We start from the raw sequence: 15,991 nt of genomic DNA, 5'->3' as shown, positions 1-15,991 counted from the left end.
CTCCGGTTGTGAATCCGGTCAACCACCAGCACGTTCTTCGCCGATCTCCTCCGGCCACATCACGCCATGGCATGCGCAAACCCCCCGCTTTCCTTATGTGATCTTCACTTTTTACTGAGACAGTAAATACGCATGCTCATTTCAACCACAAGTGTGGCCCTGCTCACCGGGCTTGAGCGGCACCGGGTGGTACGGCGGAAGCCATACAGGTGCGCATCGGGCCGCGCCGCGCGCTGTGTCATGCACGATGCAGCGCACTCCTCGCTCGGCGGTGCGTATCGGCATAGCAACGCACTTCAAGAAGCTGCTCTCTACGCGATGGAACGTTCCACGCCGCCAACGAGCACGCGGTACACGTCTGCTTGAGACCCGAGAACCCCACAAGGTCGGCGTCGCCGCGCATAACAACCACGACCTCGCGGCCGGTGCCCCCTACTCGTTCTGCTCACCACGGGGTCAGATTCCCCAGCCGTCCGTTTCGACGCTCCCGGCCACCAGTTCAACGAGCCCAATCAACTCGTCGAGGAGCCCGACGGAAATCTCGGCTTCCTCCGTGCTCGGGCCATCAGCCGCGATGATGGCCCCGACCTCGGTAGGCCCATGGCCTCATCTGCCGACCGGCCGTCTTCGTTCAGGCTCGCGCACGGTCGGCCTGGCCTCGCAGACGCGGCGGAGCAGTCATCACCATGTGTCCCAGGCTCCGGGTCAGCGCGTGGATCTTGCGTGCGTCCGCGTGGACCGGGCGCACCGAGTGCACGGACACTGCGCCTTCGATGCCCCTGTCGGGATCGGCTACTGCGCGCACTCAGCACTCACACCAGTCATCACCAGGCCCCTTGCCCGACATGAGATCTGTTCGGACCGGACAATCCCGACGACACCAATTGCCGCTTCGGGCACTGGTGGATTGCTCCCGTCGCCGAGGAGCAGCAAGAGTCCCCTGATGGAGCGTCATGCACGCTTGTCCACCGGATGTCCACCGGGACCCATTGCGTTCGTATGACCTGCCCTCTGCGAGCGAGTAAAGAGCCAGGTCAGAGCATTAGATCGTCAATCTCGTCACAGAAACCAAACCTCCGACCTACGCATTACGATGCACAGACAGACGGAGCCCGATTTGCCGAGATTCCAAGGTCACCAGAGATAAGAAACCCCAGGTCAAAAGCCTGACCTGGGGTTCACCATGGAGCCGCCTTCGGGATTCGAACCCGAGACCTACGCATTACGAGACCGTGAGTGATCGTGTTGGGTGGTGCCCGGTGGTGCTGCCTGGTGCTGTTCTGCCTGATCAGAGCGGCTGCGGCGTCCTGATCGGTGATGCCTCGTGCCGCGCCGTCCAAAGGCGTCCGGCCACCGGCTGGCCACCGGGGGCGTCACTGAGCAGGGAAGCGAGGTGTTGGGGTCGAGTTGTAGGTGACCTCCAACAGGCGACTTGCCGGTCTTTCACCAGCCCCGCCCGTGCCGTCCTGAATCGCCGGCCCCACAACCGCGCCGCCATCAGTTCGAGGCGAAGACCTCGATGCCACATTTCGCAGCACCGCTCCGTTCGATCCTCACATCACTGGTGATCAGCGTTGCGGCGAGAGCCTCGGCCAAGGCAACGTACTGGGCATCGTAGGCGCTCAGGTTCCCGTGGAGAGCCTGAACCCGATCCCAGAGGATGAGCGTCTCGTGTCGGACGAGTGGGAGCTGCCGGTAGGCATCAATAGCCTGGTCCACTTCACGCGCCGTGAGCTTGCCCCCTCTCCTCATACCGAGGAGCGCGGACTGGATCTCGTAGTCGATGAGCGTGAGCACGGCGACGGCATCGGCGGCACCCACCCGGGTGCGGACGGCAAGGCCGAGGGGGTCATGGTTGGTGAGGAAATGCACGAGAGCGGAACAGTCCATGACGACCGTCTCACTCACCTCCCGGTCCTGGCCTCGTCGATCGCGGCCAGCACGTCCTCCGTGCTGACACTGGCCGTGGTCTCCCGGTTCAGGCGCGCCACCATCTCCGCCATGGTGGGCTTGGACGTCTCGCGCGCGATGAGATCGAGGAAGTAGGCCTGGAGGGACTGGCCGGCCTGGGCGGCACGAACCTTCAAGGTCTGGATCTGGTCATCCGGGACGTCCCGAATCGCCAGAGCGCTCATGATTGCAGTGTAGCTTCAATGCATGCGAAATGCAGACAGCGGGTCCTGGGGTGACAGCGCAACTCGCAGCTCACACATCGGAGAGAGTCGCATCAGAGAAGCGCCGGGGGCTACTACACAGGCGGCGCTTCGTCGATACAGCGAACTGCGGCCGCGGCTGACCGCACCCTCGCGGGTCACCCGCGCCATTTGCCGCCGCGCTGAGCAGAGCGTCGGGGTACACGCAGCCCGTCGAAATCCCAGGGCCGTGCGTGACTCCAGATCTTCCAGGACGTACCTCTGCACCTGCTACGCCCAGCCTGCACTCGACAGAAACACGCTTCGTTACTCCCGCACGGCGATTGCAAGTTTCCACGATCCCCGAAACAGCGACACGTCTAACTAACAACTGGCCAGCCATGCCGTCGCCACCTGACGTTGTCGCCACCTTTGCCGTCAAGCAGCACAGAGGCCCAACAGGATGCCCTGGTGGAACCTCTGCCAGCTGCCTGACCCCGCATATCCGTGAAGCATCGCGCCGAGGCTGGTCAGACTCTATCCTCGATTTCCATCAAGTGGATTCGTCAAAATCGACCAGCCGTTCATAAATCTCCTCCACTGCATCCTCCCCCAATTCCCCAACCGTCCAATCTTTCAATGTCATACGATTGAGGAACTCGGCTGGGAGCTTAACGTGATACTTCTTCACGTAGTACACCAGACTGCTCGGCCACACCCAGACGCCATCCGTCCGAACTGAGTACTGGCAGATCCTCTTGGAACGCGCATCCAGCAGATCATCAACCCACTGGCTTGCAGCGACAACAATCTCTCCTTCTTCAAGGTACCGCGCCGCAGACCGCTCCCAAGGATGCTCGACAGAGGTCGCGACAGCGGAAACTTCCTCAGCAGATGCATAGAATCCTGCACGCCTAATGATTCCTCCTCCTGTCATCGTCCCCCTCCAGGAAGGAAACTCACCCATTCTCCGCCGAAGTGGGATCGACCAAGCGCCGCACCCTCACGACCAATGCTCATCCTACCGTTGGGGCGTACGTACAGGTAACCGTTGGGAGCTAGAACCTCCACTCCGAGCTTGTTGGCAAGGTCCTGCGCGAAGGTTCCTCTAGACGCACCGGTCTGGCAAGAACAGAGCCTAATAGGCCCACCAGTGTAGTTCGAATCGCTTTTTATCAGCCCTGCGAGCACTCGGTGGTTCATCAGAGTCGACCCACCTTCCGCAGCATTGAAACTGGGGGCGACCCCATCCGGGGAACCATGGATCCAGACGTCGTGATAACCGTCAGCACCCTCGACTTTCGATATAAAACCATTCAACTGGTCTTCTGCCGAAAAAAGATTGGTTGAGCAATTGTGGGCCAGGACCGGTGTTGCCCCCGCCAGCACATAGTACGTATGAATCTCGGTGATCGTGAGGTCGTGTGTGCGCTGTCGGCGCCCGAAGTAGCGGACGTCCTCGACCGTGGCCGTGGTGCCGGAGGCCGTGCGCAGGGTCATGCCCGGGGTGAGTTCGCCGGCCTGTAGCCAGCGGTTCTCCGAGACCACCCAGAAGGGGTGCGTGGTCGTCGCCGTCAGTGACTTGGAGTTGATCGTCAGGTCGACGAAGTGCTTGTCGTCCTCCGTGACGATCGTGCCCGAGACCTCGCGGACGACTGTGTGGCCGGTCTTCGGGTCCGTGACCGTGACCTTGTCGCCCGGTCTGATGTCCTTGATCTTCTTGCGTTTGCCGTCGGCCAGAAGGACTTCGGTGTCGGGCAGGAAGCTGTGGCATTTGGGCTTCCCACGACCAACTGCACTCTTGATCGTGTCGACGGCGAAAAGGGCCTTCTCCCGCGCCTTGGCCAGGTTGGCCCGTGCCTTGTTGAGCCGCTCGGACGCCTTCGACATGGCCTTGAGACCGCCGAAGAGATCCTTCAGCAGGCCGGTGACCTGTTTGGCGAGTTGGATGCCCTTGTGCATGTTCCAGGGCATGCCGTACTTCGCCAGGAGCTTGCCGGCGATGCCTCCTGCGAAGCTGCCCGCGATGGTCAGCATCGTCTCGCCGCAGGCGGCCAGATCCCCGCTGGAAAAGCAGTCCAGCGCGGCGCTGATGCCGAGGATGTCCATGACGATCTTGACGAGTTGCTTGCCTGCCGACTTGAACCGCTGCTGGGCCCGTGCCTGCTGGCCCTCCGCGGCGGCGACCTCGTTGGACGCCTTCTCCACCGCACCGCCGTTGCAGGCGGGGACCACGAGGCTGGGGCAGGGGTTGACCTGCTGGTTGCCTTTCTTGTCGCAGTTGAGGGCCACGCCGTTGTTGCAGTCGTACAGGCCCGTCGGGTCCGACAGCGTCACCGGGGTGTTGCTCGCGTAGGCGTAGCCGTTCATCTGCTGCGGCCGTGTGAAATCGATGATCGGGTCGGGCGAGATGAACTTGCCGAGGTCCGGGTCGTATTCGCGGGCGCCGATATGGACCAGGCCGGTCGAGGCGTCGATCGTGCCGCCGACGAAGCCCTTCTCCCCTGGCCAGGTGCCCGTCTCTGGCGACAGCTTGCCGCGGGCCGCACCGTACGGGTCGGTACGCCGTTGGGTGACGGCGCCGCTGACCGCGTCGACGGCGAGGTCGCCGGTGCCGTGGTGGTCGGAGGCGAGGAACGAGACCTTGTTGTCCGAGGTACGGATCGCGATCGTCTGACCGGCGTACGAGTAGTGGCGCGTCGCTGTGACGGCGGTGGAGCCCTTCTTCAGCTCCAGTTCCATGCCCGGCAGGTAGAGCGTGGTCGCATCGGCGGTGGTGCGTTTGATCCGCGCCCCGCCCGCGTCGTACAGGAACGAGGTCTCGGTGCCATCGGCCTCAGTGGCCTTGGTCAGCTTGCCGGTCGCGTCCCAGTCGAGGCTCTGGGTGTCGCCGTCGATGGTGCGCTTGTGGGTGTTGCCCGAGACGTCGTACTGGTACGTCTGCTGCCGATCTCCGGTCGGGGTCGTCTCGGCGACCTTGGTCACCTGGTGCGGGCCGCCGTCGCCGGTCTCGCCCGGCGTGCCGTCCTGGTCGCCGTCCTGGTAGGTGAAGGTCCGGGTGGTGTTCTTGGCGGCGTTCAGGGACGGGTCGTGGCGGATCTCCTGGGTGCGGTTGCCGATGTCGTCGACCGACCAGCTCGTCCAGTAAGGGGACGGCCCGCCGAGCGGGTTGGTGCCCGGGGCAGCGTCACAGGCGGTGGGTTTCTTGCCGGCGTAGTCGGCGGTCCCGCCGATCGTGCCCTCACCCTCAGCCGTGGTGGCGGTGGCCGACGGCGTCCAGGCATCGACGAGGCGGGCCTGGCCGTCGTAGGCGAAGCACTGCACATCGAGGGTCGAACTGCTCGACGGGGCGGCGGTGTCGGTGATGGACAGGACGTTGCCGGCCTGGTCGTAGGAGTAGTGCTGGTCCTTGGCGACCGTGGCGGTGGAGCCGACCTTCACCGTGGCCCGGGTGAGGCGGTCGGTGCCCTTCTCGTAGTAGAAGTTCTTCTCCGTGCGAGGGCCGCCGGTGCTCAGGGAGAGCTGGAGCAGCTGGCTGGTGTTGGACCAGACCGTGCCGGTGACGTAGGTGGAGGTCGCGCTGGCCATGGTGAGCGGGCGCTGGAGTTCGTCGTACGTGTACTTCAGGCTCTCGGTGGGCAGTCCGCCGGCCGCCGGCACACCGGTGGAGGCGACCGTGCCGTCCCGGTTGTAGGCGGTGGTGAAGGGGTAGGTGCCCGCGAGCTTCCCCTCCGAGGCCGGGACCGTGTAGTTGGTCGTCAGCGGCCGGTAGAAGGTGTCGAAGGTGGCTACGACGGTGGAGTACGCCTCGCCGTTCGGCAGGTAGCGGTAGCTGGCGTGGGAGTAGCCGAGTGAGCCGGAGCGGTCGTACCTGGTCTCCGTCAGCTTGGTGCCTTCGTTCACCGCCCCTTCCCAAGTCGACTTGGGCCGACCCAGGCTGTCGTACTCGGTGGACAGGATCCGCTGCCGGGCGTCCTTGGTGGACGTCAGGCGGTCGGACTCGTCGTAGGTGAGGATCGTCTCGCCGGCGTCCGGGTCGACCTTGCGCACCATGCGGCCGCGCTGGTCGTACTCCTGGCGCCAGACGTTGCCCTTGGAGTCGGTGACGGTGGCCAGTTCACCGGCCGCCGTGTGGGTGTACTTGGTGACGGTGCGCTGGGAGGCCGGGCCGGTCGGGACGGGTGTGTGGCCGTCGTAGTGCCACAGCTCCTTGACCTTGCCCTCGGCGTCGGTGACCGTCGTGGTCGCCACACCACCGGGAGGCGGGTCGCTGTGCGTCATGTTGCCGTCGTACGAGGTGGTGCTTCGCCACTGCTCGTATCCGGCGATGGTGAAGATCTCGGCAGTGGTGCGGCCCAGGCCGTCGTACACGTAGCGCGTCTGGTTGGCGACGTCTCCGTTGGTCACGGTGAGCAGTTCGTCGGAGGCGGCACCGGCCGCGTAGTAGGTCTCGTTGGCCCGCTTCACCGCGCCCGTGGAGCCGTAGAACGAGTCAGCCACCATCCGGCCGCCGCTCGGGCCCTCGGTCTGCTTCTGACGCGGGCGCAGCAGACCGTCGTAGAGCTGCCACTCGGTGCCGTAGGTGCCGTCCTGCTCGATCTTCTCGGTCTTGACGGCGACCGGCTTGTTCTGGCGAACGAGGTACGAGTACTTGATGCTCGGCGTCTGATTGCTGCGCCGGTCCGGGAGCCAGACGGAGGTGAGCCGACCGAGCGCGTCACGGGCGAGATCGGTGCGCCTGGTGTTGGGGTCGGTCTGGCCCGTGGACTGGCCGCGCAGCCGGTCGTAGGAGGTGGTGGTGATGTGGCCGAGGTCGTTGGTGACCTTGGTCGAGGAGATCAGGCCGTTGACATCCGTGTACGCGGTCGTCGTCAACGCCCCGGCCAGGTCCTTCTGGCTCGTGGGGCGGCCGAAGCCGTCGTAGTCGGTGGTGCCGGTGGTCTGGTACGTGCCCTTGGTGCCGTCGTGCGAGACGAGACGTTCGGTGGCGGTGGCCAGGCCCCTGGTCGGGGCGTCGCCGTAGGCACCCTTGTCGTACAGGGTGCGCTCGTCGGTGACGATGTCGCCGGGGGTCTTGCCGTCGGTCTTACGGTTCGGCGTGACGTCACAGCCGACCGAGACGGTCTCGATCTGCTTGGGCAGGGAGTAGATGTGCTGGGCAACGCTGTCGGCGTACGACGTGCGCGTACAGGTGTTGTCGGACGCCGTCGACGTGTCACCGCGGTTGTCGATCTTCAGAACGCGGCCGTACTCGGAGTCGAACTCAGTCGTCGACAGCGTCTCCACCCAGCCGCCCGAGGATTTGGCGGAGTAGCCGCGCACCTCGGTCGTCTCGGTGATGGTGGCCTTGGTGGTGCCCCAGCTCCTGGTCTGGGTGGCCGTGTCGTGCTTCCAGGGCTTGCTGATCACCTTGGAGACGACCTTGCCCTTGTCGTAGGCGGCCTTCTCCACCTCGTAGCCGGTGAACTCCTTGTGCCCGGTGAAGTCGGAGCCGTCGGACGCGGTGATCTTCTCGGTGCGGGTTCCGCCGCCGGGCGCCTTGTCCCCGTCCATGCCCTGGAGATAGGTGTGGTCGACGCGGGTGCTGTGCTCACTGTCGCCGCTGGTGACGGACACCTTGCCGTAGCCCTGCCACTGGCTCCAGGTCAGGAACTTCTCGTCGGTGATGCCGTCCGGTTCGGCGTGCCGCCAGGCCGCGTCGCCCTGGTAGTCGTAGCGGGTGACCATCACGTCGTTGACGTCGCCGCCGGTGCGGTCGCGCTGGCTGACGGTGTCGACGACGTACTTGTGGAACCAGTCGGTGATCGGTTCCAGTTGGCCCGAGGGCGCCCACATCACCGGGTAGCAGCGCTTGACCGACTCACCGGGCTTGGGCAGGGCGTCCGCCGAGCAATCGGTCGCCTTGTAGGCGATGTCGAGCTGGGCGCCGCTCTCACTGACCACAGTGGCCAGCCGGAAGCGGTTCAGGGGCGCGATGTTGTCGCCGATCTTGTCGACGCGGTTCTCCAGCTTGGTGCCGATCAGCGTCACCGGCGGCAGTTCGATGTCCGCGCCGTCACCAGCCTTGCCGGTGTGGACGATCTCCGACAGCCACAGGGTGTTGGAGTCGTCGCCGTTGTCGGTGAAACGGTGCCTCAGCGACCAGAAGTCGACATCGGTGTACGGGGCCGCGCTGTCGCCGGTGTACGCCTGGGTGGTGATCGACGTCAGCCGTTTGCGGGTCCAGAACGACGGGGAGGCCTGGGTGGCCGTGCACTTGGTATCCGCCTTGCAGTAGCGGTCCCACGGAGTGTCCGGCCACTTGCCGGCGTTGGCCGAGGTCCACTTGTCGGTTGCGCAGTCGAACGTGTCGGTGGCAAGGCAGCGTTCGGCGGTGTCGAAGACCACACGGGCCGGTGCGGACTGCGTGTACAGCGTGGACTCGCGCTGACCATACTCGATGCGCTTTAGGTAGCCGCCACGGACGTAGGAGGTGCCGTTGGTGTCGGTCTTGCCGTTCAGGGCGTAGTGGTTGGTCTCCTGTCCGTAGGAGTAGGTCATGACGTTGCCCTGGGTGTCCTTGACGTAGTCGAGGTTCCAGCGCCATGCCTGCTTGCACCATGCGTCGGCGAACGTCGCCTTGTAGCAGGGCTCCTTCTCGTCGTCGCCGAAGACGGGCGTGGTCCACGCGGAGTCGGTCTCCGTCTTGCCGCTGCTCCAGCCGGGAAGCCGGTTGAGGCCGAACCAGTACTCGGTCCCGTCGGTAGTGGTGACCTTCCAGTGCTCGCCGTCGTCGTCTCCGTTGGCGGCGTCGGTCAGCTTCTCGACCTTGGAGCCGTCCTCGCCCGAGACATGCCACTCGCCGGACTCGTCGTCCTTGACCAGCTGTGCCGCCGAGCCGTTGAGCATCAGCGTCGCGTTGTCGAACGCCCAGCACTGTTCACCGGAGGAGGAGTGTCCGTCGTCGGCGCAGGGCTTGTACGAGCGCTCGACGTAGCCGGGCTCGTAGGAGAAGCCCTCGCCCACCCAGGAGCCCTGGTTGTTGGTGGTCGCCGTGCGGCCGTCCGCCGACTGGGAGGAGTACGACAGGCCCACCGACGGGGTCAGTCCGCCGGGGGTCGGCACGACCGAGATCGGATACGACCAGGAGAAGCCGCCCGAGGAGGGCGCCACGTTCCACTCGGCCGAGGGAGACAGCGGGGTCGCTTTGTAGTCGCCCTGTGCGGAGGCGTCGGCGGCGGCGAGGGCGACCACCGTGCCCGCAGAGGTTGCCGACAGGGGCGCGGAGACGGTCTCGGCCTTGGCGTCATTGACGGAGGCCAGCGGCTTCGGGCTGCCCTTGCACTGCTTGCCGCCGAGCTTCTCCTCCAGAGCGCAGGCGGGCACCTCGTAGAGGGCTAGGCGAGAGCCGTAACTACCGCCGTACGCCTCGGCGAAGGTGCCGTAGTCGACACTGAGCCGTACCTTGGCCTGCTCAGTGGCCGGATTCTTCACCCGCAGCAGGACACCGGCACCTGCGGCGGCGGCGCGGGCGCGCGGGAGGACTTCGACGCTGACGTTCTCAGGGACTGCGGGAGCCGCCTTCGCCCCCTTCGCCGCCCGCTTCGGTTCTGTCTGCTCGAGCGCCGACACCCCGACCGGCAGTCCCCCGATGTTCTCCGGTGTGTCCCGGCCTTCTGACGCCGAGACCGGCACACTGCGACGGACCGCGCCGGGCCAGGTCGGCCTGTCCAGGCTGCGGATGGCCGCCTTGCGCGTCGGGTCTGCCGGGATCTTGCGCGGCGCCTTGGCGTCCCTGCCCTCGACCGGGTCGCCGAGTGCCTGGACGGCGGGACCAGAGGTGTCCTCCCGCTCGGGGAACGCCACAGCCTGGATCGTGCCGATCGTCAGAGCGAGAGAGGTCACGGCGGCCACGACCGCGGTCCGGCCGCGCAGGCGGCGGCCGATGAGAAGGGATCTGGCAGCAGGCATACAGGAACTCCGCAGGGTGAGGAGCGAAGGTGGGGGCTACGTCGAGGAGACGTGGGGGTGCTTCGGAACTGACAGCCGTGGTTCCGGCCGGACGCGTGCGCCCGGCCGGAAGCTTCTGTCACAGGTCCGGCTGTGCCAGCCTTTCGGCCATCCAACCGATCGCGACCGCGTCGGCGGCCCCTGTGTAGATCCGGATGTCGTCGACCTCGCCGCTGAGGTGATCGGCCCAACCGGTACCGGACTTGGCACGGCCGATCTGCAGCCCGCCGCCGGCCGCCCAGTAACCGATCTTGTGCTTGGAAGAGTTGTCGGCGTCGGCGAGTTGTCCGTCGACGTAGAGGCGCAGTCGCTTGGTGAGGCCGTCGTAGACGACGGCGATGTGCTGGCCGCCGTCGAGCGTCGGGTCTCCCGCCTGGTCGTCGGGGATGGTCAGAGCCGTGGCCGCCGTGGCGTCACTGGCCGGGACCACCAACTCCCAGTGCCCGTATGGGTTGTCCGCGGTGTACTTCGTGTAGCGGACCAGGAAACGGTTGGTCTTGGTTCCCGTGAGCGCGAACAGGGTCTGGTCGGTGGTGTCCGACTCGGCAGCCACCCGGACCCGGGCGGCGACGGTGAAGCTGCCGTCCGCGCTGACAGGTGCCGATGACGTGGCCGCGTACCCATTGTCAGCGAGCACCAGATCGCCGCCCGGCACCGCGCCCTGCTCCCCCATGGAGGTGACCAGCGGATACGGTCCCTCGACCACCTCTTCCGGCTTCTGCTGGAAGAGGGTGGCGCCGCCGCCCAGTGTCAGGGCGCGGCCTCCCACGAGGTCCGGGCTTGTGCCGGAGGCAACCGTGTCGAGGGGCCAGTAGCCCTTTCGGGCCGGTTTCACGGTGAGCATCGACTTGATCTCGGCGGCCGGGGTGAGCCGGTCGTAGGCGCGGACCTCTGCGATGTCGCCAGTGAAGTTGCGGCTGTAGCCGTACTTGGCCACCGACCGGCCGATCTGCAGGGCACCGCGGGCCGACCAGGTGGACTGTCGCGCGACCGTCTTCTTCAGCTCGCCGTTGACGTACAGCTGGAGCTGCCCGTTCGCCGGGTCGTAGGTCCCGGTCAGGTGGACCCACTCGTTCGGGCAGACCGGCTTGGTGGTGCTGTCCTTGCAGGTGGCGCTGGTCGTCACGGTGGCCCGCCATTCGCCGAGGGACTCGACGTCGTTGGCCGGGACGCCGAACGACCAGTTCTTGGCCACGGCGTCGTAGCCAAGGGTGAAGCCGGGTTCGCCGGCGCCGTCCTGGCTGACCACCACGCCGTCCTTGTCGAGTGCGGTGGGCCGCACCCAGGCGCTGACCGAGAAGCCCTTCGCGGTGTCCACGACGGAAGAGTCCGTACTCAGGTAGGCGTCGGCTGTGCCGTCCAGGCGGGCCGCGCGGTCCGCCGCACCGCCAGGGCCGTCCTTGGTCGTGAAGCTGACACCGGCACCCACGGTCGCGGCACGGCTGTTGTCACTCTCGTCCTTGACGTGCCGGCCCTCCGCGGAGGGCACGGGGTCGTCGCCGAGGTTCCACTGGCCGGCGACGCTCTTTCCCTCCTTGACCACGAAGGAGTAGACAGCCGGGGCACTGGGGTTGTTGGCCGCGTCGTACGACGTGACCTCCAGTACCACCGTACCGATCGCGGGCGGTGTGAACTGCACCGAGACCGGGGCCGTCGGGGAGGACGGCGTGATGTTCTTGGGGGCGGCGGTGTCCTTGGTGAAGTCGTAGGAGTAGCGGCTCACATCGTTGTCGAACTTGTCACCGAGGTTGGGCGAGAAGGTGAAGGTGCCCGTCTCGCCGACGCCGAGTTCACCGGACTTGTCCTCGGGGAACTCCTTGGAATCGACGTCCGGCTTCCCCGGCACATTGCGGTCCATGACGAACTCGCAGCGCACGGCGGATTCACCCTCCCAGCTCCACGGCCCCCAGGTGGCCTTGTCGTAGACCGCGGCCGACCAGTAGACCTTGCCGTTCTCCGGGATCGCGGGCTTGCCCTTCGGCACCTTGATCTTGTGCTCGAACTTGGCACCGGTCGGAGACGAGTAGGGAGTGTCCTTCTCGTACTGCTGCTCCTTGCCGTCCTTATCGGTCCACTCCACCCGGAAGCGCACCTTGACGGGTTCGGCCTCGTCCTTGGAGTGGTCCGGGTCGTGCGGGATGACCAGCAACTTGGGCAGTTCGTCGACGTGCTGACTGCGGACCGCCCCGGTGGAGGTGGCACACACACCGCCGGGGCTGGTCCACATCTCCTTCATGGAGACCTTCGCGGGAGGCCGGTTGTAGGTGACCTCCAGGACGGCGTTGCCACACATCCGCTTCCACTCGTGCAGATCGCCCTCGTCCGCGGCCCGCAGGCCGAACGTCATCTGCGTCCAGGATCCGGTGGCCGCGGTCTGCAGCTCCTGTGTGAGCGCGCCGCCCTTGCCGGACTCGAAACGCAGGTTGGGAGCACTCGAACAGGACACCGGCGAGACCGCCTTGTCCACCGTCATGATGTGGCTGTCCCACAGGGTGTCCGTGTTCCCCCAGTCCGTGGACGAGGAGATACCGAAGTTCTTACCGCCGACGCGATACAGGCGTACGGGCTCGTCCTCCGGGGTCGCGTTGTAGATGTGGGCGACGCGCACCGCGAAGGTGGCCTCCAGAATGTCCTTCCCCTTGTAGAAGGAGGTGGGCATCGTGTACATGAGCCGACGCACGTCGACGCCGTTGCAGGCGATCGGCTGGTAGTCGATGGGGCACTTGCCCATGCCCGCCGAACCGCTGAACTTCCAGTCCTGCTCGTTCGGCATGCCCTTCATCACCGACGTCCAGGACGTACGGCTGGTGGTCTTCTCGATCGGATCGATCACCACCGGAAAGCTGGTCTCGGGGTCGGTCAGCAGGTCCTGGGACGGGATCAGCGTCAACTTGTCCTGCCCGACCTCCATCTCGACCGGCGCGGTCGCGGCGTCCGGAGGCGGTTCGAGGCCACCGGCGGCGCTCACGGACGCGGTACCGAAAGCCGCGGTCCGGGCGGTCGTCGTGGAAGTGTCGCCCCCGTCGCCCGCGTCCCACATGACAGGGGAACCAGCCTCCAGGACCACACCCTGGGAACTGCTGTCCAGCGCACGCAGCGCCCCGGAGGACGTCTCGTGGAGGGTCAGAGCCTTGGTATCCACGCCGATTTCGAAGCGGGCGAGATCCGGGTTCTGCGCGGCCTCAGGTGTGTTGACCACGACGAGGTGACCGAAACCGTCCGGCTCGGCCTGCACGACCAGGTCCACATCGGGCAACACGTTCTCGTACGTCGCCGAGTCGCCGTCGATCACCGGCTTCGGCAGGTCTCCGCCCGGCCAGGACAGGGCGAGTTCGCGCCCGGCGACACGTATCCGGGCGAACGGCCCTTCGCCGCCGGCGGAGAAGGTGACATCGGCCGTGGTGGCCCTCGGTGCCCAGGTGCCGTCGGCGCGCCGGACGAGGGACTCGTCGATGTCCGCCCACTGCCCGCCCTGCCAGGTGCGCACCGGCTCGACGAACTCCTTGGCACTGAAAGTGCCGTCGCTGTTCGCCACGACGGTGCGACGCTCCTGCCGAAGACCCGTCACCTCGACACTCTGACCCGACTTCTGGGCGGCTGCCCGCGCCTCCGCCTCGGTGGACACACCCTCATCGACGGCCGCCTTCAGCGCGGCGGAGGTTACGGCCACCGGCGCGGCCTGGGGCCCGACGTCCCCGTATTCCGTGGGAAGGCCCGTCACTCCGGTCGCCACGAGCCCGGCCGCCGCGAGCGCCACAACGGTCGGCGTCCCGGCACGACACCACATCTTCTTCTTGCGGTTCTTCTCCGCGTTCATCGGATCACCGCTCCAAAGGCCGTCACATCGGCCGCGGGGATGCCGCCCTCGCCCGGCCGCCAGCTCTGCACCGTGCCCGTGCCGCCGCCGGGGGCGACATTGGCCCAAGGCAGCGCGTACACGGCCCGTTCTGCGGCAGGGCCATAGGGGACACCGAGATACAGCGAAGCGCTCGTCGCGCCAAGGGCGGTGCCGAAGTACTCCTGCGGACCAACGTCCCCGCCTGTCCCGGCAGTTCCCTGCTCGATGAACAGGTCACCGTCGCCCGGCGCGCCGACCAACGGGAAGGTCTGCACACCGCCGGCGTCACGGTCGTCGCCGAGATCCTCTCCAGGGGCACCGACCGCGAGGAGCACGGTGGAGGCGGTGGAGGTAGCAGTCGGAGCGGTGTTGACGGCAACGAGTCGCTCACCAAACAGGTCACCCGGTTCCGTGCTGCCCTCGATGTCGGCGACGTCCTGATGAATGCGCTGGCGCTCGCTGACAGCGCCCGCCGCGGTCACTTTGAAGATGTGCACCATGCCGCCGTCGGCATCGGCGGGGTGGTCCTCGCCGGGCACCCCGACGGCCAACAGCGACTCGGTGGGCGTGCCCGTGCCCGAGGGCCGGAAGGGCACCATCGCCATAGCCTTGCCGAAACTGTCGCTGGACTCGGCCTCGCCGAAGACGTTGGTGCCATCGCTGAGTGCGGCGTCCTGGTCCAGGCCGAGTACTGCGGCGGGCACACCCTCGGTGAAGGTGTGGTTGAACAGCGAGACCCCGCCAGCGAAAGTGTCGGTCCCGATGGCCTCGCCCGGCGCCGAGACCGCGAAGTGGGTTGCGGTGGCGGCGACCTGGGCTCCGAACCGGTCGTCCTTCTCGACCACGCCGGGGACGCCGGTCGAGTCCTGGCTGAAGTCGGTGATCGCGCTGCCCTTCACGTGGACCGCGACGCCCGCGTCCACCAGGGAGGGCGAGCCGATGTCCTCGCCCGGAACGCCGATGAGCAGGAAGGGCGTACCGCCACTGGTGCCGGCAGCAACGGAGTACCCGAACCAGTCGCCTGTCTCGGCAACGCCCGGAACGGCTTCCAGACCCTGGTCGTAGCCCACGGACGCCGTGCCCTGGCCGAGACCGTCCGGCGAACCGTAGAGCACGGCGACGCCTCCGGAGTCGGCTGCGGTGCCGATCGCCTCGTGCGGAATGCCGACCGCCAAGTCGTCACAGCCGTCCTCGTTCACGTCGAACGTCGCCAGGCTGAATCCGAACTGGTCACCCGCCTCCGCCACTCCAGGCACTGCGGCAAGATCCTGATCCAGCCGATGGGTGCCCTTGCCGCCGCCGTACACGACATCGATGCGGCCTGCGCGGGCCTTGCCCGCCACCGTGGCATCGGGATCGGCTATCGCGATGTCACGGATGCCGTCACCGTTGTAGTCCGGGTTGACCCCGCCGGTACACACCGCCGCAACCGCGGTCGGCGCCCCGGCGGATCCCGCTCCAGCCGGCCCCACCACCGCGAGCCCCAGGGACACCATGCCCACGAGCACCGCCCTTACGGCAGCACCCTTCCCCCATCGCACTTTCACTGCCCCCACCCCGACAACGCACAGAGATCACAAAAGTGGCCTGAGTTAACGGTGAGCGGACTTGAAGCGTCAAGAATTTATAAAGTCCACTCAGGGGCAGGTTGGCGTGATCACGCCCGTCCGAGAGGACGGTCGCCCTACAGCGCAGCGATCTCCTTGCACGGCCACACGGCGAGCATGTCCACGCCAGCGACTCACAGGCATCGCAAACCTGCACCCGGGAAGGAAGCCCTCACCTGCGCGCAAAGTTGGCCGTTTCCCACTCCCGAACAACATCAGCACTGACCGGTCGGGGCACCGCCCGATCGACTTGCCCGGGGTCGCGTCCCCCGTGGTGGCGTAGCCGATCACGTGCCGTCGCCGCCGCTTCGGAGTCGTCCGATACCTGCCACTGCGGGCCATCGCGCGATCACCGGTCATCCCGGCTCTGCGGTTCCCAACAGGGCCTCCGGCGAGGCGACTCAGGGCGCGACCTGCAGATTCCG

General features: G+C 66.5%; 6 protein-coding genes. All 6 read right to left on the bottom strand.

The features are described 5' to 3' along the window. Positions 1-1,497 precede the first annotated feature (1,497 nt). Positions 1,498-1,908 carry a type II toxin-antitoxin system VapC family toxin gene (locus OG202_RS27810; protein ID WP_327728400.1) on the bottom strand — a complete coding sequence of 137 codons (411 nt, stop codon included), beginning with the start codon at positions 1,906-1,908 and terminating at the stop codon, positions 1,498-1,500. Then, positions 1,905-2,135 carry a FitA-like ribbon-helix-helix domain-containing protein gene (locus tag OG202_RS27805; RefSeq protein WP_327728401.1) on the bottom strand — a complete coding sequence of 77 codons (231 nt, stop codon included), beginning with the start codon at positions 2,133-2,135 and terminating at the stop codon, positions 1,905-1,907. Before OG202_RS27805 ends, OG202_RS27810 begins: the two co-directional genes overlap by 4 nt. 550 nt (positions 2,136-2,685) lie before the next feature. Next, the gene (locus OG202_RS27800) at positions 2,686-3,069 is read right to left on the bottom strand and encodes a hypothetical protein (protein ID WP_327728402.1); all 384 of its coding nucleotides are present in this window, start codon (positions 3,067-3,069) and stop codon (positions 2,686-2,688) included. After that, complete coding sequence (locus OG202_RS27795; protein ID WP_328223781.1) at positions 3,066-10,082, bottom strand: RHS repeat-associated core domain-containing protein; 7,017 nt, start codon at positions 10,080-10,082, stop codon at positions 3,066-3,068. The genes OG202_RS27800 and OG202_RS27795 overlap by 4 nt, the downstream gene beginning before the upstream one ends. A 118-nt stretch (positions 10,083-10,200) precedes the next feature. Next, on the bottom strand, positions 10,201-13,938 hold the full coding sequence (locus OG202_RS27790) for a LamG domain-containing protein (protein ID WP_328223780.1): 3,738 nt from the start codon (positions 13,936-13,938) through the stop codon (positions 10,201-10,203). Then, the gene (locus OG202_RS27785; RefSeq protein ID WP_328224730.1) at positions 13,935-15,455 is read right to left on the bottom strand and encodes an integrin alpha; all 1,521 of its coding nucleotides are present in this window, start codon (positions 15,453-15,455) and stop codon (positions 13,935-13,937) included. The genes OG202_RS27790 and OG202_RS27785 overlap by 4 nt, the downstream gene beginning before the upstream one ends. Positions 15,456-15,991: the final 536 nt, after the last annotated feature.

The sequence above is a fragment of the Streptomyces sp. NBC_00310 genome (assembly GCF_036208085.1).
Lineage (GTDB): Bacteria > Actinomycetota > Actinomycetes > Streptomycetales > Streptomycetaceae > Streptomyces.
This window is presented reverse-complemented; position numbering and strand designations above follow the sequence as displayed.